Source organism: Pseudomonas sp. S2_F03, from assembly GCF_054668335.1.
In genome coordinates this window covers 3,406,459-3,432,123 of record NZ_CP162759.1, presented here as the reverse complement: position 1 = coordinate 3,432,123, position 25,665 = coordinate 3,406,459, and the positions used below count along the sequence as shown (strand labels likewise).

General features: G+C 59.6%; 14 protein-coding genes and 5 pseudogenes. 5 read left to right on the top strand and 14 right to left on the bottom strand.

Going from position 1 to position 25,665, the window contains the following annotated elements; genetic code table 11:
- Positions 1-26 precede the first annotated feature (26 nt).
- The 3 genes from AB4N76_RS16110 to AB4N76_RS16100 are packed head-to-tail and all read left to right on the top strand — an operon-like array spanning position 27 to position 1,935.
- Positions 27-287, top strand: a complete 261-nt coding sequence (locus tag AB4N76_RS16110) for an AAA family ATPase (protein ID WP_460163241.1) — start codon at positions 27-29, stop codon at positions 285-287.
- 17 nt (positions 288-304) lie between these two features.
- Positions 305-1,297, top strand: a complete 993-nt coding sequence (locus AB4N76_RS16105; protein WP_460163240.1) for an AAA family ATPase — start codon at positions 305-307, stop codon at positions 1,295-1,297.
- Positions 1,294-1,935 carry a retron system putative HNH endonuclease gene (locus AB4N76_RS16100; RefSeq protein ID WP_046031162.1) on the top strand — a complete coding sequence of 214 codons (642 nt, stop codon included), beginning with the start codon at positions 1,294-1,296 and terminating at the stop codon, positions 1,933-1,935. The genes AB4N76_RS16105 and AB4N76_RS16100 overlap by 4 nt, the downstream gene beginning before the upstream one ends.
- A 57-nt stretch (positions 1,936-1,992) precedes the next feature.
- On the opposite strand, the gene hemE is transcribed toward AB4N76_RS16100, so the two are convergent.
- From hemE to AB4N76_RS16045, 11 genes and pseudogenes are all read right to left on the bottom strand, one after another.
- The gene (gene hemE, locus AB4N76_RS16095) at positions 1,993-3,060 is read right to left on the bottom strand and encodes a uroporphyrinogen decarboxylase (RefSeq protein WP_077432322.1); all 1,068 of its coding nucleotides are present in this window, start codon (positions 3,058-3,060) and stop codon (positions 1,993-1,995) included.
- 243 nt (positions 3,061-3,303) lie between these two features.
- The gene (locus AB4N76_RS16090) at positions 3,304-4,722 is read right to left on the bottom strand and encodes an FAD-dependent oxidoreductase (protein ID WP_460163239.1); all 1,419 of its coding nucleotides are present in this window, start codon (positions 4,720-4,722) and stop codon (positions 3,304-3,306) included.
- Positions 4,723-4,755: 33 nt separating this feature from the next.
- Positions 4,756-9,202: pseudogene (gltB, locus tag AB4N76_RS16085) on the bottom strand (glutamate synthase large subunit).
- A gap of 351 nt (positions 9,203-9,553) precedes the next feature.
- A complete protein-coding gene (locus AB4N76_RS16080; protein WP_046031166.1) occupies positions 9,554-11,143 on the bottom strand; it encodes an AAA family ATPase in 1,590 nt (529 codons plus the stop codon).
- 10 nt (positions 11,144-11,153) lie between these two features.
- Entirely contained in the window at positions 11,154-12,254 is a 1,101-nt protein-coding gene (gene aroB / locus AB4N76_RS16075) for a 3-dehydroquinate synthase (RefSeq protein ID WP_046031167.1), read from the bottom strand.
- Positions 12,255-12,404: 150 nt separating this feature from the next.
- Positions 12,405-12,923, bottom strand: a complete 519-nt coding sequence (gene aroK / locus AB4N76_RS16070) for a shikimate kinase AroK (protein ID WP_046031168.1) — start codon at positions 12,921-12,923, stop codon at positions 12,405-12,407.
- A 4-nt stretch (positions 12,924-12,927) separates the two neighbouring features.
- A pseudogene (gene pilQ, locus AB4N76_RS16065) lies at positions 12,928-14,990 on the bottom strand (type IV pilus secretin PilQ).
- A gap of 13 nt (positions 14,991-15,003) precedes the next feature.
- Positions 15,004-15,530, bottom strand: a pseudogene (locus AB4N76_RS16060) (pilus assembly protein PilP).
- Positions 15,527-16,150 (bottom strand): type 4a pilus biogenesis protein PilO, encoded by a 624-nt coding sequence (pilO, locus tag AB4N76_RS16055; protein WP_046031171.1) that lies wholly within the window; start codon positions 16,148-16,150, stop codon positions 15,527-15,529. Before pilO ends, AB4N76_RS16060 begins: the two are co-directional and overlap by 4 nt.
- Positions 16,147-16,712 (bottom strand): annotated as a pseudogene (locus AB4N76_RS16050) (PilN domain-containing protein). Before AB4N76_RS16050 ends, pilO begins: the two are co-directional and overlap by 4 nt.
- Positions 16,712-17,776: a pilus assembly protein PilM gene (locus tag AB4N76_RS16045; protein ID WP_109785372.1), complete on the bottom strand. Its 1,065-nt coding sequence runs from the start codon at positions 17,774-17,776 to the stop codon at positions 16,712-16,714. The pseudogene AB4N76_RS16050 and the gene AB4N76_RS16045 overlap by 1 nt, the downstream one beginning before the upstream one ends.
- A 216-nt stretch (positions 17,777-17,992) precedes the next feature.
- Between AB4N76_RS16045 and AB4N76_RS16040 the strand changes: the two genes are divergently transcribed.
- Positions 17,993-20,434 carry a penicillin-binding protein 1A gene (locus AB4N76_RS16040; protein WP_460164616.1) on the top strand — a complete coding sequence of 814 codons (2,442 nt, stop codon included), beginning with the start codon at positions 17,993-17,995 and terminating at the stop codon, positions 20,432-20,434.
- 243 nt (positions 20,435-20,677) lie between these two features.
- Here the strand turns inward: AB4N76_RS16040 and AB4N76_RS16035 are convergent, their stop codons facing one another.
- The 3 genes and pseudogenes from AB4N76_RS16035 to rpmE form a co-directional block, all read right to left on the bottom strand.
- Complete coding sequence (locus tag AB4N76_RS16035) at positions 20,678-21,946, bottom strand: malic enzyme-like NAD(P)-binding protein (protein ID WP_046031175.1); 1,269 nt, start codon at positions 21,944-21,946, stop codon at positions 20,678-20,680.
- A 178-nt stretch (positions 21,947-22,124) separates the two neighbouring features.
- A pseudogene (locus tag AB4N76_RS16030) lies at positions 22,125-22,927 on the bottom strand (thermonuclease family protein).
- Positions 22,928-22,940: 13 nt separating this feature from the next.
- Positions 22,941-23,171 (bottom strand): 50S ribosomal protein L31, encoded by a 231-nt coding sequence (gene rpmE, locus AB4N76_RS16025; RefSeq protein WP_007899231.1) that lies wholly within the window; start codon positions 23,169-23,171, stop codon positions 22,941-22,943.
- Between the two features lie 201 nt (positions 23,172-23,372).
- Here rpmE and AB4N76_RS16020 point away from each other — a divergent pair, with 201 nt between their 5' ends.
- Positions 23,373-25,592 (top strand): primosomal protein N', encoded by a 2,220-nt coding sequence (locus AB4N76_RS16020; RefSeq protein ID WP_077432315.1) that lies wholly within the window; start codon positions 23,373-23,375, stop codon positions 25,590-25,592.
- Positions 25,593-25,665: the final 73 nt, after the last annotated feature.

The following is a 25,665-nucleotide window of genomic DNA, read 5'->3' as shown; positions in this document are numbered from 1 at the left end:
CGCCAGTCTTGGTAAGGGAAGCCAGAATGCGCCTGGACCGTCTCCACATTCAGAATTTTCGTTGCTACGAAGATGCCACTTTCGACTTTCAGCCAGGTTTCAACCTGGTGGTGGGGGTTAACGGGAGTGGGAAGACTTCGTTGTTGCAGGCGGTGGCTGCATCATTCGTTGAATTTTCCAACGCAATGACATCCGACCGAACCTTCTCAATAAACGATGATGTTCGTGTTGTTGTTGATAAATTCCAAGGCAGAACTCGTTACGAAAAAAATTCCCTCTTTGGATAGTGAGTACAGGGGATGTTTTGGGTGCAAACGAATGGAAAACGTTCAGCCTTGTTGAGGATTCACCTGCAGCTTCGAATAAACAGCTGAAAAATAAGGTTGACCAAGTACTTGCCTTATCTGAAGCAAAAACGATTCCGGACCTCCCCGTCCTTTCGTTTTACCGCGCGGACCGACGCTGGAAGAGTGCAAATATTTCGGCAGAGTTCGCAGCCCAGCAAAAAGTTTCCCGCTTTGATAGCTATAGCAACTGGTATGACGCAGTCACGGATCTAAAGGACTTCGAAAGCTGGCTGATCGCCAAGACGCTGGAGCGAATGCAAACCTTGCTGGACGAGGGAATGACGTCCGCTCCATTTGACGACGAATTAGCATGGGTAAACCAAGCGATTCAGTTTGCACTGCCACAATCGACGGACTTACGTTACGACCTCCGGATGCAGTGTTTGCTCGTAGATATGAACAATGGGCAAACCCTTCCTTTCAATCTGCTGAGCGATGGCCAACGCGGCATGGTCGCCCTCTTCGCCGATATCGCCCGCCGCATGTGCATCCTTAACCCGCACATGGGCAAGGACGTCCTGAAAAAAACTTCGGGGGTCGTCATCATCGACGAGCTGGATATCCATCTTCATCCAGCCTGGCAGCGCAGCATTGTCTCGGCATTGAGGCAGGCATTTCCCAAAGTCCAATTCATCACCGCGAGCCACTCACCTCAGATCATCGGCAGCCTGAGACCTGAAGAAGTCATAGTTCTAAGTGATGGTGATGCTCACCATCCTCGAGTCACTTACGGGCTGGACTCTAGCAGCATTCTTGAGGAGGTCATGGACGTTTCTCAACGCGAACCAAAGATTGAAGCAATGCTCTCGGAACTGTTTTCCACTCTTGAAGATAACGACCTTGAAAAAGCCAAGCTGCTGCTTCAGGCACTCAAGAAAAAAGCTCCGGATCTGCCCGAATTCCTGAGAGCCGAAGCATTGCTCAGGCGTAAGGAGATTATTGGCCGATGAAGCGAGTGATCAAAGGAACTGAGCCTGCTTCATTTATCCGGTGGAAAGCGTTAGCGAGTGAAGAGTGGAGTCCCTCTTATTCGATATTGCGAAATCCAGAGAAACAAGAACTACATGAAAGCCTGATCCGTGAACAGGGTTTTGTATGTTGCTATTGCGGGAACAAAGTAACTCTGCAAACCAGTCACATAGAGCACTTTCGTCCTCAAAAACCCTTCGACCATTTGGGTCTGGTGTACACAAATCTCCATGCCTCCTGCCAAGGCGAAACCGAAGAACCAAAACCTGCCCACTGCGGGCACAACAAGGGTAATAGATTCTCCGAAGACGCTCATGTATCGCCGCTGGACGAAAACTGCGAGAGCCATTTCAGATACACGCTGATTGGCCAGATAGAAAGCGCGAAAACTGGCACGCCTGCCGAGAACATGATCGACATACTCGCCCTCGACATCAGTTTTCTCAACAATCGCCGTAAAGAGAAACTGGAGGGCATCTTCGATGACGACTTCCTGGCCGATTTTTCTGTCAAAGAACTCGAAGCGATCATTCAACAATACCGCCAACCGCAGAATGGCCAGCATGACGCTTTCGACCACATCATCGCCCGCTACGCCGAACAACTCCTCGGTCGTTGAAATCCAGCACAAACAAAAACGCCCGGCATAAGCCGGGCGTTTTCTATTGGGCGACGATCACTCGTGATATTGCGCCGACAACTCATGCACCGCGCGCAGGAAGGCGCCAGCATGCTCCGGATCAACTTCCGGGGTGATGCCATGGCCGAGGTTGAACACGTGGCCACTGCCTTTGCCGTAGCTGGCGAGGATGCGCCCGACTTCGGTGCGGATGGCTTCTGGTTTGGCGTAGAGCACAGTCGGGTCCATGTTGCCTTGCAGCGCGACTTTGCTGCCGACGCGATCACGGGCGCTGCCGATGTCGCAGGTCCAATCCAGGCCCAGTGCATCCGCGCCAGCGTCGGCGATGCTTTCCAGCCACAGGCCACCGTTCTTGGTGAACAGGATGACCGGAACCTTGCGGCCTTCGTGCTCGCGGATCAGGCCGCTGACGATTTTTTTCATGTAGGCCAGGGAGAATTCCTGGTACGCCGCCGCCGAGAGGCTGCCGCCCCAGCTGTCGAAGATCTGCACCGCTTGCGCGCCGGCCATGATCTGGCCGTTGAGGTAGCTGGTGACCGTCTGCGCGAGCTTGTCCAGCAGCAGGTGCAAGGCTTGCGGGTTGTCGTAGAGCATGGTTTTGGTCTTGCGGTAGTCTTTCGACGAGCCGCCTTCGACCATATAGGTGGCCAGGGTCCATGGGCTGCCGGCAAAGCCGATCAGCGGCACGCGGCCATTGAGTTCGCGGCGGATGGTGCTGACCGCGTCCATCACGTAGCCGAGGTCTTTGTGCGGATCAGGAATCGGCAAGGCTTCGATGTCGGCCATGGTGCTGACGACTTTCTTGAAGCGTGGACCTTCACCGGTTTCGAAGTACAGGCCTTGGCCCATGGCATCGGGGATGGTCAGGATGTCGGAGAACAGGATCGCCGCGTCCAGTTGTGGATAGCGGTCAAGCGGCTGCAGCGTGACTTCGCAAGCGAACTCCGGGTTCATGCACAGGCTCATGAAGTCGCCGGCCTTGGCACGGCTGGCGCGGTATTCAGGCAGGTAGCGACCGGCCTGACGCATCATCCACACAGGGGTGACGTCTACGGGTTGCTTGAGCAGGGCGCGAAGGAAACGGTCGTTCTTCAGGGCAGTCATGTCGGCATCCGGAAAAAAAGTGCGGGCATTTTCTCAGAGCGCGACGCAAAAGGCACGGCAAGTGCCGCACCTTTTGTCTATCGGGTCAATTTGTCGCGGGGGAACCACGTCGCGAAACAACCTCAATCCCTGTAGGAGCCGAGCTTGCTCGCGATGCAGGCGCCTCGGTTAACCTGATTTCTGCGGTGATGCTATCGCGAGCAAGCTCAGCTCCTACAGGAGTGAGGTTGCCCGCAATCGGTGTTAGACGCCCAGGTAATCCAGGATCCCTTCAGCCGCATTGCGGCCTTCGAAGATCGCCGTCACCACCAGGTCAGAACCACGAACCATGTCGCCACCGGCGAAGATTTTCGGGTTGCTGGTCTGGTGCTTGTATTTACCTTGTTCCGGTGCCACAACGCGGCCCTGGCTGTCGGTCTGGATGTCGAACTGTTCGAACCACGGCGCCGGGCTTGGACGGAAACCGAATGCGATGACCACGGCGTCGGCCGGGATGATCTCTTCGGAGCCCGGGATCGGCTCAGGGCTGCGACGGCCACGGGCATCCGGTTCGCCGAGACGGGTCTCGACCACTTTCACGCCCTCGACACGATCTTCACCGACGATGGCAATCGGCTGGCGGTTGTAGAGGAATTTCACGCCTTCTTCCTTGGCGTTCTTCACCTCTTTGCGCGAGCCCGGCATGTTCGCTTCGTCCCGACGGTACGCACAGGTCACCGATTTGGCGCCCTGGCGGATCGAGGTACGGTTGCAGTCCATCGCCGTGTCGCCGCCGCCCAGTACCACGACCTTCTTGCCTTTCATGTCGACGAAATCTTCCGGCGACTTTTCAAAGCCCAGGTTGCGGTTGACGTTGGCGATCAGGAAGTCCAGCGCGTCATACACGCCCGGCAGGTCCTCACCGGCAAAACCGCCCTTCATGTAGGTGTAGGTGCCCATGCCCATGAACACGGCATCGTATTCTTCGAGCAGTTGCTCGATGGTCACGTCCTTGCCCACTTCGGTATTCAGGCGGAACTCGATGCCCATGCCGGTGAAAACTTCGCGACGATTGCTCAGCACGGTCTTTTCCAGCTTGAACTCGGGGATGCCGAAGGTCAGCAAGCCACCGATTTCCGGGTTCTTGTCGAACACCACCGGGGTCACGCCGCCACGTACCAGCACGTCGGCACAGCCCAGGCCAGCCGGGCCGGCACCGATGATCGCGACACGCTTGCCGGTCGGCTTGACCTTGGACATGTCCGGACGCCAGCCCATGGCGAACGCGGTGTCGGTGATGTACTTCTCGACCGAACCGATGGTCACCGCGCCGAAGCCGTCGTTGAGGGTGCAGGCACCTTCGCACAGACGATCCTGAGGGCACACCCGGCCGCACACTTCCGGCAGGGTGTTGGTCTGGTGCGACAGCTCGGCAGCCTGGAGGATGTTGCCCTCGGCCACCAGCTTCAGCCAGTTCGGAATGAAGTTGTGCACCGGGCACTTCCATTCGCAATACGGGTTACCGCAACCCAGGCAGCGGTGGGCCTGGTCGGCCGACTGCTGGGGTTTGAACGGTTCGTAGATCTCCACGAACTCTTTCTTGCGTTGACGCAACAGTTTCTTCTTCGGATCTTTGCGCCCGACATCGATGAACTGGAAGTCGTTATTCAGACGTTCAGCCATTGTTAAAACCTCATCAAACTCTTCAGGCGCATATCACTGCGGGTTGGCACGAGTGCTGGAAAGCAACGATTTCAGGTTGGCAGCCTTGGGCTTGACCAGCCAGAAACGACGCAGGTAGTCATCGAGGTTTTCAGCGAGGTTACGACCCCACTCGCTGTCGGTTTCCTCGACGTACTCGTTCAGCACGCGTTGCAGGTGGCTGCGATAGGCTTCCATCGCTTCGCCGCTGATCCGCTGGATTTCCACCAGTTCGTGGTTGACCCGGTCAACGAAGGTGTTGTCCTGGTCGAGCACGTAGGCGAAACCGCCGGTCATGCCAGAGCCGAAGTTGTAACCGGTCTTGCCCAATACGCAGACGAAACCACCGGTCATGTACTCGCAGCAGTGATCGCCAGTGCCTTCCACAACCGTGTGGGCACCGGAGTTACGCACGGCAAAACGCTCGCCGGCGGTGCCGGCGGCGAACAGCTTGCCGCCGGTGGCGCCGTACAGGCAGGTGTTACCGATGATCGCACTGTCCTGAGTCTTGTAGACGCTGCCCTTGGGCGGAACGATGACCAGTTTGCCGCCGGTCATGCCTTTGCCGACGTAGTCGTTGGCGTCGCCTTCCAGGTACATGTTCAGGCCGCCAGCGTTCCACACACCGAAGCTTTGACCGGCCGTCCCTTTGAAGCGGAAGGTGATCGGCGCATTCGCCATGCCCTGGTTGCCGTGTTTGCGCGCGATTTCACCGGAGATCCGCGCGCCGATCGAACGGTCGCAGTTGCAGATATCCAGGGCGAAATCGGCGCCGCTCATGTCGTTGATCGCCGACGTTGCCAGGCCGACCATTTTCTCGGCCAGCAAGCCCTTGTCGAACGGAGGGTTGCGGTCAACCTGGCAGAATTGAGGCTTGTCTGCCGGGATGTGATCGCTGCCGAGCAACGGGGTCAGGTCCAGGTGATTCTGCTTGGCGGTCTGGCCTTCGAGGACTTCCAGCAGATCGGTACGGCCGATCAGCTCTTCGAGGGAGCGCACGCCCAGCTTGGCCAGCCACTCACGGGTTTCTTCGGCGACGTAGGTGAAGAAATTCACCACCATGTCGACGGTGCCGATGTAGTGATCTTTACGCAGCTTCTCGTTTTGAGTCGCGACGCCGGTGGCGCAGTTGTTCAGGTGGCAAATACGCAGGTATTTGCAACCCAGCGCGATCATTGGCGCGGTGCCGAAACCGAAGCTTTCAGCGCCGAGGATCGCTGCCTTGATCACGTCGAGGCCGGTTTTCAGGCCGCCGTCGGTCTGCACCCGGACTTTGCCACGCAGGTCGTTGCCACGCAGGGTCTGGTGGGTTTCGGCCAGGCCGAGTTCCCACGGAGCGCCCGCGTATTTGATCGACGTCAGCGGTGATGCACCGGTGCCGCCGTCGTAGCCGGAGATGGTGATCAAGTCCGCGTAGGCCTTGGCCACACCGGCGGCGATGGTGCCGACGCCCGCTTCTGCAACGAGTTTCACCGAGACCAGCGCCTTCGGGTTGACCTGCTTCAGGTCGAAGATCAGCTGCGACAAGTCTTCGATCGAATAGATGTCGTGGTGCGGTGGCGGCGAGATCAGGGTCACACCCGGCACCGCGTAACGCAGCTTGGCGATCAGACCGTTGACCTTGCCACCTGGCAACTGACCACCTTCGCCGGGCTTGGCGCCCTGGGCGACTTTGATCTGCAGCACTTCAGCGTTGACCAGGTATTCCGGGGTCACACCGAAACGGCCAGTCGCCACTTGCTTGATTTTCGAGCTCTTGATGGTGCCGTAGCGCGCCGGGTCTTCGCCGCCTTCGCCGGAGTTGGAACGCGCACCGAGGCGGTTCATGGCTTCGGCCAGGGCTTCGTGAGCTTCCGGCGACAAGGCGCCGAGGGAAATGCCCGCGGAGTCAAAGCGCTTGAGCACCGATTCCAGCGGTTCGATCTCGCTCATGTCCAGCGGTGTGTCCAGGGTTTTGACCTTGAACATGTCACGGATCATCGACACCGGGCGGTTGTCCACCAGCGACGTGTATTCCTTGAACTTGCTGTAGTCGCCTTGCTGCACAGCGGCTTGCAGGGTGTTGACCACGTCCGGGTTGTACGCGTGATATTCGCCACCGTGGACGAACTTCAGCAGGCCGCCTTGCTGGATCGGCTTGCGCGGGCTCCAGGCTTCAGTGGCCAGGGCTTTCTGCTCGGCTTCGATGTCGACGAAACGCGCACCTTTGATGCGGCTCGGCACGCCACGGAAGCTCAGCTCGCAGACTTCTTCAGACAGGCCGATGGCCTCGAACAACTGCGCACCGCGGTACGAGGTGATGGTCGAGATGCCCATCTTCGACAGGATCTTGAGCAGCCCCTTGGTGATGCCTTTACGGTAGTTCTTGAACACCTCATAGAGGTCGCCCAGTACTTCACCGGTACGGATCAGGTCGCCCAGCACTTCGTAGGCCAGGAACGGATAGACCGCCGAGGCGCCGAAACCGATCAACACGGCAAAGTGGTGCGGATCGCGAGCGGTCGCGGTTTCCACGAGGATGTTGGAGTCGCAACGCAGGCCTTTTTCGGTCAGGCGGTGGTGCACCGCGCCGGTGGCGAGCGAAGCGTGGATCGGCAACTTGCCCGGGGCAATGTGACGGTCACTCAACACAACCTGGGTACGACCGGCGCGCACGGCTTCTTCAGCCTGATCGGCGACGTTGCGGATTGCCGCTTCGAGTCCGACGCTTTCGTCGTAGTTCAGATCGATGATCGCGCGCTCGAAGCCCGGACGATCGAGGTTCATCAGCGAACGCCACTTGGCCGGGGAAATGACCGGCGAGCTGAGGATCACGCGCGAGGCGTGTTCCGGCGACTCCTGGAAGATGTTGCGCTCGGCACCGAGGCAGATCTCCAGCGACATGACGATGGCTTCACGCAGCGGGTCGATCGGCGGGTTGGTGACCTGCGCGAACTGCTGACGGAAATAGTCGTACGGCGTGCGCACGCGCTGGGACAGCACGGCCATCGGCGTATCGTCGCCCATCGAGCCGACGGCTTCGTAGCCTTGCTCGCCGAGCGGACGCAGCACCTGATCACGCTCTTCGAACGTGACCTGGTACATCTTCATGTATTGCTTGAGCTGGTCTACGTCGTAGAACGCCGAACCGTGGTCGTTGTCTTCCATGGTCGCCTGGATGCGCAGGGCATTCTTGCGCAGCCATTGCTTGTACGGATGGCGGGACTTCAAGCGGTTGTCGATCGCGTCGGTGTCGAGGATCTGACCGGTTTCGGTGTCCACGGCAAAGATCTGGCCCGGGCCCACACGGCCTTTGGCGATCACGTCTTCCAGGCTGGTAGTTCCAGACACCGATTTCCGAGGCCAGGGTGATGAAACCGTTTTTGGTGGTGACCCAACGCGCCGGGCGCAGACCGTTACGGTCGAGCAGGCACACCGCGTAGCGACCGTCGGTCATTACCACGCCGGCCGGGCCGTCCCACGGCTCCATGTGCATCGAGTTGTACTCGTAGAACGCACGCAGGTCCGGGTCCATGGTTTCGACGTTCTGCCACGCTGGCGGAATGATCATCCGCACGCCACGGAACAGGTCGATGCCACCGGTGACCATCAGCTCCAGCATGTTGTCCATGCTCGAGGAGTCGGAACCGACGCGGTTGACCAGTGGGCCGAGTTCTTCCAGGTCCATCAAGTCGTTGGTGAACTTGGTGCGACGAGCCACGGCCCAGTTGCGGTTGCCGGTGATGGTGTTGATTTCGCCGTTGTGCGCCAGGAAGCGGAACGGTTGAGCCAGCGGCCATTTCGGCAGGGTGTTGGTGGAGAAGCGCTGGTGGAACACGCAAATCGAGGTTTGCAGGCGCTCGTCACTGAGGTCTGGATAGAAGGCGGTCAAATCCGCCGGCATCATCAGGCCTTTGTAAATGATGGTCTTGTGCGAAAAGCTGCAAACGTAGTGATCGACGTCGGCGGCGTTGGCCACGGACGAGCGACGACGGGACGTGAACAGCTTTACGGCCATGTCCTGATCGCTCAGGCCTTCACCGCCGATGAACACCTGCTCGATCTGCGGCAGGCGCTCGAGGGCCAGGCGGCCGAGGACGCTGGTGTCGATCGGCACTTTGCGCCAGCCGACGAGCTGCAGGCCAGCGGCCAGGATCTCGCGGTTCATGTTCTCGCGAGCGGCTTGGGCTTTGACCGGGTCCTGGTTGAAGAAGACCATGCCCACCGCATATTGCTTGGGCAGTTCGACGCCGAAGGTTTCCTGGGCGATCGCTCGCAGGAACACGTCCGGCTTTTGAATCAGCAGACCGCAACCGTCACCGGTCTTGCCGTCGGCGTTGATCCCACCGCGGTGGGTCATGCAGGTCAGGGCCTCGATGGCCGTTTGCAAAAGGGCATGACTGGGCTCGCCCTGCATATGGGCTATCAGGCCGAAACCGCAGTTATCCTTGAATTCATCTGGTTGGTACAGACCTGCTTTCATAGACACTTTCTCACCAGGCTGCCTCTTACCGAGGCAAATTTCTTTTCAATTCAATCAGTTACCGTCCGCGCCGAACGTATGCCAGCTTTGCGGGGGCAAAAGGGAGGTCATTGTACACACCGACACTTACGCTCACAAATTTGACGACGAAATGTCGCAAATCTATGTCGCATTTGTGAAAGGTTTAAAGCGATCTGCTGTGCTAGTCAAAACTTTTTTTAATTTTGACTGCAACGACTCAAAGACTACTGTGACGCAGACACCACAAGGCACGCAGTCTGTAGAGACGGCGCGCACTTGTAGAAATTTTGAGGTGCTTGGAGAGGCGGCCTGGGTAAGGCCGCCGAATCTTCAGCGAGTTGTTGCCAGTTCCTGTTGGACGCTGGCGACAGTGCGAGGCCAAGGTTTACCAGCCTGAACCTTCGCTGGCAAGGCCTTGATAGCGGTAACGGCTGCATCGCGGTTGGCGAAGTTACCGTAGGTGATGACATACAACGGCTTGCCGTTGAGGACTTTCTTGAAATAACGGTACTCGCCACCCTGTTCTTTCACGAAGTTTTGCGCAGTCGTTTCGGAGCTGGTGCCGAGGATCTGTACCACATAGTTGCTCGTCGGTTGCCCGGCATACCACGTGCCGCCAGCAGCCTTGGCAGCGGGGGCTGGTTTCTCGGCAGGCTTGGCGGCTACAGCGGGCTTGGCTGGCGCCGGTGCCGCGGCAGGCTTGGCAACAGGCACTGGCGCAGGCTTGGCCGTTGCTACCTGGGTCGGCGCAGGCACCGGTTTGGCGGCTGGCGTCGGTGCAGGCCCTGGCTGAATGCCCGCTGGCGGTGCGACGGTGGTCACGGTTGGCGGTGTAGCGCTGGAACCCTCGACCGGAACGCCGTCGTCGCCCTCAGTGATGCCCCCGGCCGCTTCGGCCAACGGACCGCGCATGACCGGTTGCGAGTTGCCGACCAGCGGCAATGGCATCGGCTGTGAGTTACCGGCGAATTCGACGGATGGCGCACCGCCGTTAGGTTGTGGCGACCCCTGACCCAGTGGCAATTGTGCCTGTTCGTTGGCAGGTGCGCCGGTGGTCGGTGCTTTGCTGCGGCCCGGCATCAACCAGGCGGCGGCTACCGCGACCACGACAACGGCGGAAATCGCCAACACGTGTTTCTTCGGCATGTTGAACCCCATACTTGGACGCTTCACCGCTGAGCGGCTGGCAATCATGGCTTCGATCATTGCATCGCGGGCGACCTGGTTGATGTTGCCAGGCCAACCGTCGGAGCTTTCGTGAATATCAGAGATCTGATCCGCGGTGAAAAGTTCGATACCCCGGCCGGCGCCTTCGAGGCGTTGCTCCAGGTATTCGCGGGTTTCTTCTTCGGTGTAAGGCTGCAATTCGATGACGTGGAAACGCTCTTCCTCAAGGCTCAGCGCTTCAAGTTGAGCGATCAGCGACGACTCGCCAAACAGGAAAACGTGCGGACGACCTTCCGGTGCGCCAGCGGCCAGGGCCATCAGGGCCTCCAGCGCGGACTCGTCGAGCTGCTCGGCGTCATCCACCAGCAAATAGACTTCCTGGCCGGTCAACGCCAGTTGGACCACCTGCGCCAGGATTGCACCGATCTCGGCTTGCTCGACGTTCAGCGCTTGAGCCACCTGGCGCAAGATGCCCGCCGAATCGCCAGCACCGCGAGCGGAAACCACAACACTCTGCACCGACTGCTTATTGGTGCTGGCTACCAGGGCCTGGCGCAACAGGGTCTTGCCACTGCCTTGCGGACCGGTGACCACCAGCAGCAACTGGCTGTAACGCGCCAGGTGATGCAGTTGCCCCAGCACTGGTTTGCGCTGGGCCGGGAAAAATTTGAAGCCAGGCACCCGTGGAGCAAAAGGGTCATGACTTAACTGGTAATGGCCGAGGAAAGCCTCGTCGGCATGCAAACTAGTCATCGGGATCTTATTAACCTTTAAGCTGAGCCAGGGCGCGGTAATCCGCTCCCAGCGTGGCCTGTAAAATCTCTTTCGGATAATCGTCGGTCACCACCGCTTCGCCCATGTGGCGCAGCAGCACCAGGCGCAAACGACCGTCGATCACTTTCTTGTCAATTGCCATGTGTTCAAGGAAATCGGCTTCGGTCATTTCCTCAGGCGGAATGACCGGCAGTCCGGCACGCTGGAACAGGCGGATGCCACGATCACGCTCTTGCTCGCTGATCCAGCCCAGGCGCGCGGACATTTCCAGCGCCATTACGGTGCCAGCAGCGACCGCTTCACCGTGAAGCCAGACACCATAGCCCATATGGGTTTCGATGGCGTGACCGAACGTATGACCGAGGTTCAATGTGGCACGCACGCCGGTCTCTTTCTCGTCGGCACCGACCACCGCCGCCTTGGCCGCGCAAGAGCGCTCGATGGCGTAGGTCAGGGCGACTTGATCCAGGGCGCGCAGGCGATCAACGTTTTCTTCGAGCCACGTCAGGAACGGCTCGTCGCAGATCAGCCCGTACTTGATGACTTCGGCAAGCCCGGCGGACAGCTCGCGGGCCGGCAGGGTATTGAGGGTCGCGGTATCGATCAGCACCACGTTCGGCTGATAGAACGCGCCGACCATGTTCTTGCCCAGCGGATGGTTGATACCGGTCTTGCCACCGACCGAAGAGTCGACTTGCGACAGCAGCGTGGTCGGCACCTGGATGAAATCGACGCCGCGCTGGTAGCAGGCGGCAGCAAAGCCGGCCATGTCACCAATCACACCGCCACCGAGCGCGATCACCGTGGTGCGGCGGTCGTGCCGTGCGGTCAGCAGACCGTCGAAAATCAGTTGCAGGGTTTCCCAGGTCTTGAAGGCTTCGCCATCGGGCAGCACCACGGAAATCACCGAGAACTGCGCCAGACTGCGGGTCAGACGCTCGAGGTAGAGCGGTGCTACGGTCTCGTTGGAGATGATCGCTACTTGCCGACCGCGAATATGCGGGACCAGCAGCTCGGGTTGATCCAACAAACCTTCGCCAATGTGAATCGGGTAGCTGCGCTCGCCTAGATCGACCTTGAGTGTCTGCATGTGTCCCCACAGTGAAGATGGAATCAGGCGTCCTGCCTTGAGTTATCGAATGTCCACGGCGTCTGCTGGTGCGACGCCGTTCGGTAGCCTCCGCCACAACCTTGGGCGATCATGACAGGACGCCGAGGATAGCGCATTTCGCGCTCTGCTTTAACGGGGCGGTAGCTGCTGCAAGCGCTCGAGAATGTCGAGCACCACCATTCGCGGCGGCCGCTCATCGGTTTCAATCACCAGGTCGGCGATTTCCCGATAAAGCGGATCGCGGATCGCCAAGAGATCCCGCAGGGTCTTGGCTGGATCGGCGGTACGCAACAAGGGTCGATTGCGATCACGGGCCGTACGACCCACTTGCTGCTCGACAGAAGCATGCAAGTAGACCACCCGACCACCGGCATGCAACGCCCGACGATTGGCTTCGCGCATCACCGCGCCGCCACCGGTCGCCAACACCACGCCGTCGCAGCCGCACAGCTCGGCAATCATCGCCTGCTCGCGGTCACGAAAGCCCGGCTCGCCTTCTTTATCGAAAATCCACGGGATATTGGCGCCCGTGCGCAATTCAATTTCCTTATCGGAATCTTTGAACGGCAGGCGCAGCTCTTTGGCCAGCAACCGGCCGATGGTGCTTTTACCAGCGCCCATCGGTCCAACAAGAATCAAATTTCGCACAGAATCAATGACTCACAGCAATCGCCTGATTGTTCATGATACGCGGAGTGAGAAATACCAGCAGCTCGGATTTTTTCTCCGAAACCACGTCACGCCGGAAAAGGCGGCCAAGATACGGCACATCACCAAGAAATGGCACCTTATCTACTACCTTGCTTTGAGTATTTGAGAAAACGCCGCCAATAACGATGGTCTCGCCGTCGTTGACCAGGACCTTGGCATTGACCTCGTTTTTCTTGATCGGCGGTACATCCTGCACTTTGTTCAGGTAGTCCGGTTCGTCCTTGGTGACCTTGACCTCCATGATGATCCGGTTGTCCGGCGTGATCTGCGGTGTCACTTCCAGAGACAGCGAGGCCTCCTTGAATGACACCGAGGTCGCGCCACTGGAACTGGCCTCCTGATAGGGAATCTCCGTGCCCTTGAGGATTTTGGCGGTTTCCTTGTCGGAGGTAACAACCTTGGGCTGCGAGACAATTTCGCCGTTGCCGGTTTTCTCCATCGCCGTCAGCTCCAGATCCAGCAACACATTGTCGGTGATGAATGCGATGCCGATGCCCGACGTATTGCCAGCCGCGCCCAGGTCGACAAACGGTGAGTTGGTGCTGGGGGTAGTCGACGAACCATTGGAGACCCCGGACGTGTTCCAGTTACCCTGATTGCGCACCGAACCACCCCAGCGCGCGCCGAGGCTTTTGTCGTAATCGACGTTGGCTTCGACGATTCGCGCTTCGATCATGACCTGGCGCACCGGGATATCCAGTTGCGTAACAATGCGCCGAAGTTCATCGAGGCGATCCTGAGGCTGGTAGGCAATGATGTTGTTGGTCCGCTCATCCACCGTGATCGAGCCCCGCTCGTCGGCTTTCGCGTCGGCGCTGGTCACCGATTGAAACAGCTTGGCGATATCAGCAGCCTTGGCGTAATTGACCTGCAATAGCTCCCGACGCAACGGCGCCAGTTCGGCGATCTGCTTCTGCGATTCCAGTTCCTGACGCTCTCGGGCGGCGATTTCATCGGCAGGCGCCACCAACAGGACATTGCCGATCTTGCGTTTGTCCAGCCCCTTGGTTTTCAGCACCAGATCCAGCGCCTGGTCCCACGGCACATTCTGCAACCGCAAGGTGATACCGCCCTGCACGGTATCGCTGGCCACGAGATTGAGGTTGGTGAAGTCGGCGATCAGTTGCAGCACCGAGCGCACATCGATGTCCTGGAAGTTCAGCGAAAGTTTTCACCGATATAGGCCATGCGCTCGGCGTTGCGTTTTTGCAGATCCTCGACGCTCATCGCCCGGATGCTGACGGTCAGCTTGTTGTCCGTCTGATAAGTTGAGTAGTCGAAGGTACCGCCGGGCTCGATGCTGATTGTGGCCCGGTCGCCGGTGGCGCTGGCGTTGACGAACTGCACCGGGGTGCCGAAATCCTTGACGTCCAACCGCACGCGCAATTGCTCGGGCAATTGGGTCCTGGCAAAACCCAGGATAATTTTGCCGTCGAGTTCCCGGATGTCTGGTGCGATGGACGGATCGGACAGATCGATAACCACATTTCCTTCGCCCTGAGTGCCGCGCTGGAAGTCGACGCCGCGAATAGCCTTGCTCGCCGGGGCGTAGGTTTTTGCCGGCGCTGGCGTTGTCATCGCAACGCGAGGGGCGCTCGCCGCCGGTTTCAATGCCTTGCTATTGGCCCCCTGCCCGACCACCACCAACAGATTGTTGCCTTCGACCTTCGCGCTATACGGCGTCAACTGCGTCAGGTTAATGATGAGCCGCGTCCGGTCCTGGGCCTCCACCACCGTTGCACTGCGGGCATTGCCGCCGCCCAGGTCACGACTCTTGCTCGCCAGCTGACTGACCACGCCGGGCAGGTCCAGGGCAATCCGCGCCGGTTGTTCGGTCGTATACCCGTGGGGCGCTGGTGGCGGCCCGTCGAAAAACAACTTCAACTCGACGCGATCACCCGGTAGCGCGGCGACATCCAGCGCTTTGAGGTTGGTCGCAAGCACCATCGGCGGCAACAACGCTATCCATAGCGAAATACCGAGGGTTGAGAAAATCCTGTTCATTATTCGAGTTCCACTATGAGTGCTCTTTCAAAGGGAGGGTCGAGGTCGTTCCAGCCAGGCACCCTCGCCATCGGGAACGATTTCGATCACATCGACTTGGGAGCCGCTGATGGCGACGATCCGTCCATCGTTACGCCCCAGGTAATCGCCGACTTTCAGCCGATGCACACCGCCCGCCCCGCGCAACAGCGCAAAGGAGCCGGTGGCATTGGAAATCGTGCCGACCATTTCAAACTGCTCGATGTTGAAGCCTTCGAGGTACTGCTTGACCCGATTGAGGTCGGGCGTGACGTTCCGCGAGCCGCGCTTCTGGCCAGCCAGGTCCACTCTGACCTGCCGGGAAAACGGACTGCGCAGGTTGGCAGCGCTGTAGGTGAACGTTGGATAAGACCGAAACGTCGGCGTTGGTTCAATCTTGCCCGGAGCCCGCAGACGCACTTCGTTCAGGTAGGCATCCAGGTCGCCGACATCGTTGCTGTTGTCACATGCGGTCAGGCTGGCAAACAAAACAACCATCGACAAACAACGAACCGGGCTCATTTCTGTGCCCCGTTGTCGTTATAGCGATAGGTCTTGGCCAGGATGCTCATGCGCAACTTCGCACCGCCTTCGGGATTGGCCGGAGCAAGGTCGAAATCATGCAGCGTAACGATCCGGGGCAGCCCGGCCACGCCACTGACGAAGGTCGCCAGGTCGTGATAGGCGCCGGTCACCGTGATCTGGATCGGCAGCTCGATGTAGAACGGCTGGGTGACTTCCGGCAACAGTTTGATCTCTTCGAACTCCAGACCACTGCCGAGCCCGGTGCGGGTGATGTCCTCCAGCAGACCCGGGACCTCGGTATCGCTGGGCAATTGCCGCAGCAGCACCCCGAAGGAGGTCTCCATTTCCTTCATTTGCTGGGTGTACAGTTCCAGATTCGCGGCCATGCGGGCTTTGGTGGCGAACTGCTCCTTGAGGGTCAGTTCTTCCTCGCGCTTGAGATGGAGCTGGTCTTGCAGGTCACTGAGGTAAAAGGTGTACCCGAGTGCCAACACCAGCAGCATCAACAGAACACCCACCAACGCCTTGATCGCCGGAGGCCAGGACCCCATGTTGCTGGTGTCCAGATCGTTGAGATCAACATTGCGCAGGCCTGCAAACCATTGGGACGGACTCATTGATCGCCCTCCACGGCTGCGGGCTGCGTCTGACGAACGGTCAGTTGAAAAACGTTGGCCTGATCCAGCTGACCGGCGGTTGTCGCTTTGACCTCGGTGAGGCTTGGGGCATCGAACCAGTCGGACGCATCCAGATTGCGCATCAGATCCGACACGCGATTGTTTGACTCGGCAGCGCCGGTGATGGACAAGGTTTTGCCGACCATTTTCACTTCGGTGAAATACACGCCGTCCGGCAGCGCGCGAGCCAATTGATCGAAGATCCGGCCACTGATCGGTCGGTTGCCCTGCAGGTCCTGAATGATTCGCATGCGTTCGACCAGTTGCTGACGGCGGGCTTTGAGGTCACTGATCTGGGCGATCCGCTCGTCGACTACTGCAATCTGTTTGGCGATATACCCATTACGGGCAGCTTGCCGATCGATGGCGCCGCTAATGACCTGGTCCGCGACCAGTACCCCCCTACGGAGCAAACCAGCACACCGACCAACGCCAGCAAAAAGCGTTTGCGACGCTCTTCTCGCTGTTCTTCGCGCCAGGGTAAAAGATTGATCCGCGCCATCAGTCGAAACTCCTGAGGGCGAGCCCGCACGCAATCATCAGGGCTGGCGCATCACTGAGCAGGGCACCGGCGTTAACTTTGCTGCTCAAGGTCATGTTCAAAAACGGGTTGGCCACCTGAGTGGAAGTGCCCAGGCGCTGCTCGATCAACCGGTCAAGCCCCGGCACCGACGCCGTGCCACCGGCCAGTAGAATGTGGTCGACCGCGTTGTACTGACCGGAGGCAAAAAAGAACTGCAACGAGCGTGAAACCTGTTGCACCAGCGCCTCGCGAAACGGTTGCAAGACTTCGCTGACGTAGTCGTCCGGCAAACCGCCCTGCTTCTTCGCCAGCCCTGCCTGCTCGACCGTCAGACCATAACGTCGCTGAATTTCCTCAGTCAGTTGCCGACCGCCGAACAATTGCTCGCGGGTATAGATGATCTTCCCGTCGTACAACACGCTGAGGGTGGTCATGGTCGCGCCGATGTCCACCACCGCGACCGTCAGGTGCTCCCGAGGGGCGGGCAGTTGCGTCGACAGCAAACTGAAAGAACGCTCCAGTGCGTAGGCCTCGACATCGACTACGCGCGCAGTCAGGCCGGCCAGGGCCAGCGCCGCTTCACGGACCTCGACGTTTTCCTTGCGGCAGGCCGCCAGCAATACACTGACGCGCTCGGGGTTACGCGCAGAGACGCCCTGGACTTCGAAGTCGATGGCGACTTCATCCAGCGGATAGGGGATGTACTGATCGGCCTCGATCTTCAGCTGGTTTTCCAACTCGTCGTCGGAAAGTCCGCCGTCCATCTCGATGGTCTTAGTGATCACCGCCGAACCGGCCACGGCCACCGCCACGCTCTTGAGGCTGGTCCGGGCCTTGAGCAGCACTCGCGAGAGCGCCAACCCGACGCCTTCGAGTTCGGCGATATTTTTCTCGACCACGGCATTGGCAGGCAACGGCTCTACCGCGTAGGCCTCGACCCGATAGCGATCGCCCTGGCGGCTGAGTTCCAGAAGCTTTACCGATGTCGAGCTGATGTCGATCCCCAACAACGAGTTGGATTTTTTATTGAAGAGTCCTAGCACTACCAATTCCCTATGACTATCCGTGTCTTACGGACTCTGTAATATCCATTGCGTTCATTCACCCCGTCTTGACAGAAGCGCCAATGACGCTCCTCGCCGAAAAATGCTTATAATGCCCAGCGTTTTTTTCCGGTTTTTACTTCAAGCGCGGGTCGTTCCCTGTTTCTGAACCCTGATGCCTAATTCATTCTTTGCCCTGGATGTCCAAAAGCCTTGATTCGTCTGCTGAAATTTTTCGGTTGGTCCATCGTCGCCGTTTTCTGCGGACTGCTTCTGGGTCTGAGTGGCGCGTATCTTTACCTTAGTCCCGGATTACCGTCCGTGGAGGCTCTCAGAAGCATCCAGTTGCAGATTCCATTGCGGGTCTACAGCAGCGACAACAAGTTGATCGCAGAATTTGGCGAAATGCGCCGCACACCGATCCGTTTCGCCGACATTCCCCCCAATTTCATTAATGCGTTACTAAGTGCTGAAGACGACAACTTCGCCAACCACTACGGCGTCGACCCCAGCAGCCTGATGCGTGCCGCCACCCAATTGGTCAAAAGCGGGCACATTCAGTCCGGCGGCAGCACCATCACCATGCAGGTGGCGAAGAACTTCTTCCTGACCAGCGAACGCAGCTTCTCGCGCAAAACCACCGAAATTCTCCTGGCCTTGCAAATCGAACGGCAGCTGACCAAGGACGAAATCCTTGAGCTGTACGTCAACAAGATCTACCTGGGCAACCGCGCCTACGGTATCGAGGCGGCGGCGCAGGTTTATTACGGAAAATCGATTCGCGATGTCAGCCTTGCCCAGATGGCAATGATCGCCGGCCTGCCGAAAGCACCGTCGCGCTTCAATCCGCTGGCCAATCCGGCCCGCAGCAAAGAACGCCGCGACTGGATCCTGGGGCGTATGTACAAACTCGGAAAAATCACCGAAGCCGACTACACCACGGCGATCAACGAGCCGCTGAATGCCAGCTATCACGTGCCAACGCCGGAAGTGAACGCGCCGTACATCGCCGAAATGGCCCGGGCCGAAATGGTCGGTCGCTATGGCGCCGATGCTTACACCGAAGGTTTCCGCGTTACTACGACCGTGCCGAGCAACCTGCAGGAAATGGCTAACACAGCGGTCCACGAAGGCTTGATGACGTATGACCAGCGCCACGGTTATCGCGGCCCTGAGTCACGCCTGCCGGGCAAGACGCGCGAAGCCTGGGCCGCCGAGCTGACCAAACAACGCACCATCAGCGGCCTTGAGCCCGCCATCGTCACTCAGGTCGATAAAAACGGCCTGCAGGTGATGACCCGCACCGGTGACGGGCACATCAGTTGGGACAGCATGAAATGGGCGCGCCCATTCCTGAACACCAACAGCATGGGCGCCAACCCGAAACAGCCTTCGGACGTGGCTCAGGTAGGTGACTTGATTCGCGTGCAGCGTCAACCGGACAACTCGCTGAAATTCAGCCAGATCCCGCAAGCACAAGGCGCGCTGGTTTCACTGGACCCGCAGAATGGCGCCATTCGCTCGCTGGTCGGCGGTTTCGCCTTCGAACAGAGCAACTACAACCGCGCCTTGCAGGCCAAGCGTCAGCCGGGGTCGAGCTTCAAGCCCTTCGTCTACAGTGCCGCGCTGGATAGCGGCTACACCGCGTCCAGCCTGGTGAACGACGCACCGATCGTGTTTGTCGACGAATACCTGGACAAGGTCTGGCGTCCGAAGAACGACACCAACACCTTCCTCGGCCCGATCCGACTGCGCGAGGCGCTCTACAAGTCGCGCAACCTGGTGTCGATCCGCCTGTTGCAAGCGATGGGCGTTGGCAAGACCATCGACTACATCACCCGCTTTGGCTTCAACAAGCAGGACCTGCCGCCCAACTTGTCGCTGGCACTGGGCACCGCGACCCTGACGCCAATGGAGATCGCCACCGGCTGGAGCACGTTCGCCAACGGCGGCTACAAGATCACCCCGTACATCATCGACAAGATCGAAAGCCGTAACGGTGACACGCTGTTCGTCGCCAACCCGGCGAGCGTTCCAAAAGGCGATACGGCCACCGACGGTATTGCCGCACCTGCCGCGCAAACCTTCACGGTCAACGCCACCCCGGGTGAGGTTCCAGCCGCGCCAGGCACTGCGCCGCAAGCGCCAGCCGTAGCCGAACGCATCGTCGATGGCCGCACGACTTTCATCCTCAACAGCATGCTGGAGGACGTGATCAAACTCGGGACCGGCCGTCGCGCGCTGGCCCTGGGCCGTAGCGATATTGCGGGCAAGACCGGCACGACCAACGAATCCAAGGACGCGTGGTTCTCCGGCTATAACGCGGACTACGTGACCACGGTCTGGACCGGTTTCGACCAGCCTGAAAGCCTGGGCCGCAAGGAATTCGAGGGCACCGTCGCGCTGCCGATCTGGATGAACTACATGGCCGCCGCCCTCAAAGACAAGCCGCCGCATACGCAGCCAGAGCCCGAAGGCATCCTGAGCCTGCGGGTTGACCCGATCAGCGGTCGTGCGGCGACGCCAGGCACGCCAGGCGCTTACTTCGAACTGTTCAAGGCCGAGGACACACCTCCGTCGATGAATGAACTGGGTAACGGCAATGCGCCGGGCAGCCCACTGCCAGCGGACGAAGCGGCGCCGATCGATTTGTTCTGATCGCAGCGCCAACAGAAAGCCCCGCCTTCGTGAGAAGCGCGGGGCTTTTTATTGCCTGATCGTTCCCACGCTCCGCGTGGGAATGCAGCCCGGGACACTCCGCGTCCCATCCAGAGCCGAACGCAGAGCGTCCGTAGAGGCATTCCCACGCGGAGCGTGGGAACGATCACCACGATCACCTACAGGCAAAAAAAAGCCCCGACTCTCACGAGCCAGGGCTTTCGGTTGAAGCGCTACAACGGCTTAGCCGTTGAACACGTCATCCACGCTTTTGAGCGGGTAGTTCTTCGGATACGGCAGGGTCGCTACGCCGGTCTCGATCGCGGCCTTGGCCACGGCATCGGAGATCAGGGTGATCAGACGGGCATCCATTGGTTTCGGAATGATGTACTCACGACCGAATTCCAGCTTGATGCCGCCGTAGGCGTCGCACACTTCCTGAGGCACTGGCAGTTTGGCCAGTTCGCGCAGGGCGTTGGCGGCAGCCACTTTCATTTCTTCGTTGATGCGCTTGGCGCGAACGTCCAGGGCACCACGGAAGATGAACGGGAAGCCCAGTACGTTGTTGACCTGGTTCGGGTAGTCCGAACGGCCGGTCGCCATGATCACGTCGTCACGGGTGGCGTGGGCCAGTTCCGGGGAGATTTCCGGATCCGGGTTGGAGCACGCGAACACGATCGGGTTGGCCGCCATGGATTTCAGGCCTTCAGCGCTCAACAGGTTCGGGCCGGACAGGCCTACGAACACGTCAGCACCGGTCAGCGCGTCAGCCAGGGTGCGCTTGTCAGTCGCGTGAGCGAAGACAGCCTTGTACTGGTTCAGGTCGTCACGGCCGGAGTGGATCACGCCGGTACGGTCAACCATGAAGATGTTTTCGATGTTGGCACCCATGCTCACCAGCAATTTCATGCAGGAGATGGCGGCAGCACCGGCGCCCAGGCAGACGATCTTGGCGTCAGCGAGGGTTTTGCCAGCGATTTCCAGGGCGTTGATCATGCCGGCTGCGGTAACGATCGCAGTGCCGTGCTGGTCATCGTGGAACACCGGAATGTCGCACTGCTCGATCAGAGCGCGCTCGATCTCAAAGCACTCTGGTGCCTTGATGTCTTCCAGGTTGATGCCACCGAAGGTGATGGAGATACGCTTGACGGTGTCGATGAAGGCTTGCGGGCTTTCGGAATCGACTTCGATGTCGAAAACGTCGATGCCGGCGAAGCGCTTGAACAGCACGCCTTTACCTTCCATTACTGGCTTGGAAGCCAATGGGCCGAGGTTACCCAGGCCAAGAATGGCGGTGCCATCGGAAATGACTGCAACCAGGTTGCCCTTACCGGTGTATTTGTAGGCCAGTTCAGGATCGCGGGCGATTTCGCGTACTGGTTCGGCTACGCCGGGGCTGTAGGCCAGCGACAGGTCGCGGGCGGTAGCGGTGGCCTTGGTGAGCTCGACACTCAGCTTACCTGGACGAGGATGGGCATGATATTCGAGAGCGGCAGTTTTCAGATCAGACATTTTGGCATTCCGCTTTTACTGTTGGACAGACTGGTCAGCGAGGATACGCGCCTCGCAAAATCCCCACAAGACTGACCGGTCACCCCTGTCAAGCGCCCAGCCCTAAGACTTTGGGCCAAGAGCCACGGAACACAAGGGGTAGACTGTTCACAATCGCTAGAAAAAATGTCTACAATTTTTATTGTGGCGTCACTTGCAGCATCGAAGGATCCGTCAGCGGCAGAAGCCAGCGTGCTTGCCCGGGTTTCAATCCACCGCGACGCGAGCGGTCCTGGACCCAGCCACGCGCCTCAATTTGCGCGCCTTGAAGCGTTTCCAGCGCCGCGACATCGAACCTGTTGAGCATATTGGGTGCAACGCGCAATACAACCGAATCCTGCAACTCGATCCAAACCCCGCCGCGATTGCGCTGAACCTTGCTCACACGACCGCTGAGCACGGCGAACCCGGAAGCCTCGATCTGCTCCGCTTTCAGTACGGGGATTGCCGCCATATACCAAGCCCGGCCTGACGGGCATTGCGTTCAGCAGCTTGCTGACAGCTGACCAAATCAACATTGGGTGCCACCGCCACTTGAAAACCGAGGCCTTCGGCGAGCATCTGTGCTTCAAGATTGGCACCGTCGGCGCCATAGACATGGGCCAGCGTGCGACCGTAATGGTCCTTGCTTTCTTTACCCGGCAGCAAACCGACGCGGCCATCGCTGGCAGCCACCAGCGCTTCAAGGCGTTTGCGCGCAACCACGGCAAACGGCTCGTCGGAGCGGCCCTGTTTGCCCAGCTCAGGCGTATTCAAACCAATCATGCGCACACTGCGGCCATCGCTCAGGCGCAAGGTGTCGCCATCCACGACCCGCTGCACGGTGACCGACTCCAGCTCGCTCGGCGTCGAGCAGAACGCCTGGGCGCCTGACAGCCAAATCGCGGACACAAAAAAGGCGCCCGCGAGGGACGCCTTTTTCAACAGCAAGGAAAAGCCCATCGGGCCTTCAACCTTACTCTGCAGCAGCTGGAGCTTTCTTGCCGAAAGCGCCGAAACGGTCTGCGAAGCGCTGTACACGACCGCCAGTATCCAGAGTCTTCTGCTTACCGGTGTAGAACGGGTGGCACTCGTTGCATACGTCGATCGCCAGAGGCTTGGCCAGGTTCGAACGAGTTTCGAACTTGTTGCCACAGCTGCAGGTAACTGCGGTGATTTCGTATGTTGGATGGATATCGGCTTTCATGATGATTCCTCAGGCTAGCGTGCCGCCACTCAACACTATTGTTGAATACCGCACGTAATTAGGCCGCGGATTCTACCAGACCTTTGCAATCGCGCAAGCTGTCGCTTCTACCGACCGTCTGCTAGGCTCCCGCCCCATTACGCGACCCCTACAGATGTATGTACCAAGCCCTTTTTTGTTAGTTGATCGAGATCCCCCCGCGTGCCCGACGCCATTTTGCGCCTCGCCCTGCCTTCGCCCCTGCGCCGCCTGTTCGATTACCGCGCCCCGGCCGGGGTCCTGCGCGCCCAGCTGCAACCGGGCATGCGCTTGCGGGTACCGTTCGGTCGTCGAGAAATGATCGGGATACTGGTGGAGGTTACCGACACCAGCGAAGTGCCGGTGGAAAAACTCAAACCGGCCCTGGCCTTGCTGGACGCCACGCCACCGCTACCGGCGGCGCTGTTCAAACTGTGTTTATGGACGTCCCAGTATTACCAGCACAGCCTCGGCGACACCTTGAGCTGGGCGTTGCCGGTATTGTTGCGTCAGGGTGAACTGGCCGAGGCGCGCCAGGAACGCTTCTGGTCCGCGGCGCCCGGCGCCAGCCTCGATGACCCTCGCATCGCCCGCGCCCCGCGCCAACGCGAAGCCTTGGCGACACTGGCCCAGCATCCCCACGGCGTCGCCCATCAGTTGTTGAGCAAACTGATGTTGAGCAAGGACAGTCTGGACTTGCTGCTGGCCAAGGATCTGGTGCAAGTGGAGATTCGCAAGCACGCCCCCGGCGCACGCCACGAACACTGGCTGGCGCAACCGGAATTGCCGCTCAACCCGGAACAGCGCGCCGCCTATGAAGCCATTCGCGCCGGCTTCGACAGTTATCACGCCTTTCTGCTCGCCGGTGTCACGGGCAGCGGCAAGACCGAAGTCTATTTGCAGCTGATCCGCGAAACCCTCGAAGCCGGTAAACAAGCGCTGGTGCTGATCCCGGAGATCAACCTCGGCCCGCAGACCCTGGCGCGCTTCGAGCAGCGCTTCAATGCACGCATCGCGCTGATTCACTCGGCGGTCAATGATCGCGAGCGGCTCGAAGCCTGGCTCGCCGCTCGGGACGGTGACGCCGACATTATTATCGGCACGCGCTCGGCGCTGTTCACGCCAATGAAAAACCCCGGTCTGATCATCATCGACGAAGAGCACGACGGCTCCTATAAACAGCAGGAAGGCTTGCGTTATCACGCCCGTGACCTGGCGTTGGTCCGCGCCCGGCAGGAAAACATCCCGATTGTCCTTGGATCCGCCACGCCTTCACTGGAAAGCCTGCACAACGCCTACACCGGCCGTTACGGCCTCCTACGCCTGAACGAGCGGGCGGGTGGTGCCAAGCAGCCGCGTTTCCTGCGCCTGGATGTAAAAAGTCGCCCGCTGGATAGCGGCATTTCCGGGCCGATGCAGCAAGCCATCGGTCAGACACTGGCAGCCGGCCAGCAAGTATTGGTGTTCCTCAACCGTCGTGGCTTTGCGCCGACTTTGTTGTGTCACGACTGCGGCTGGATGTCTGAATGCCAGCGCTGCGATGCGCGGATGACCGTGCACCAGCGCTCCGGTGAGTTGCGCTGCCACCATTGCGGCTACGTCGAACGCGTGCCCCGGCGCTGCCCGAAATGCAGCAAAGTCGATTTGCGCCCCGTGGGTGCTGGCACCGAGCGCGCCGAGGAACGCCTGGCGATTCTGTTCCCGGACTACCCGGTGCTGAGGGTCGACCGCGACAGTACGTCACGCAAGGATGCGATGAATCAACTGTTTGCCACCATCCAAAAGGGCCAGCCGTGCATTTTGGTCGGCACGCAAATGCTTGCCAAAGGGCATCACTTTCCACGGGTGACGCTGGTGTCGATTCTCGACGCCGACGGCGGGTTGTACTCCGGTGACTTCCGCGCCAGCGAACGCATGGCGCAGTTGATTGTTCAAGTGGCCGGGCGGGCCGGGCGGGCGGAAGAGCCGGGCAAAGTCATCATCCAGACGCACCTGGCAGACCACCCGCTGCTGGTGCAGTTGACGGAGCAGGGCTATTTCGCATTCGCCGAACAGGCCTTGAGCGAACGTCGCTCGGCGGGCCTGCCGCCCTTCGCACACCTGGCGCTGCTGCGGGCCGAAGCGCACAAGCCGGGGCAGGCCGAAAGTTTCCTGGATGAAGCATGCAGCGAGGCCGAACGTTTGGTGGACGAACAGAATCTGGGCGGAATCGAACTGCTGGGGCCGGTGCCTGCGCCGATGGAACGCCGCGCCGGACGTTATCGTGCACAGCTATTATTGCAGGCCACGGCGCGGGCGCCGCTGCATCGGTTGCTGGCCAGTTGGTTGCTGGTGCTGGAGCAGATGCCGAGCGGACGGGCGGTGCGCTGGTCGCTGGATGTCGATCCTGTCGATTTGTATTGACCTGAAGATCGTCGTTGAATGTGTAGGAGCAAGGCTTGCCCGCGATAGCGATCTCAAGGGCGCCATCGCAGGC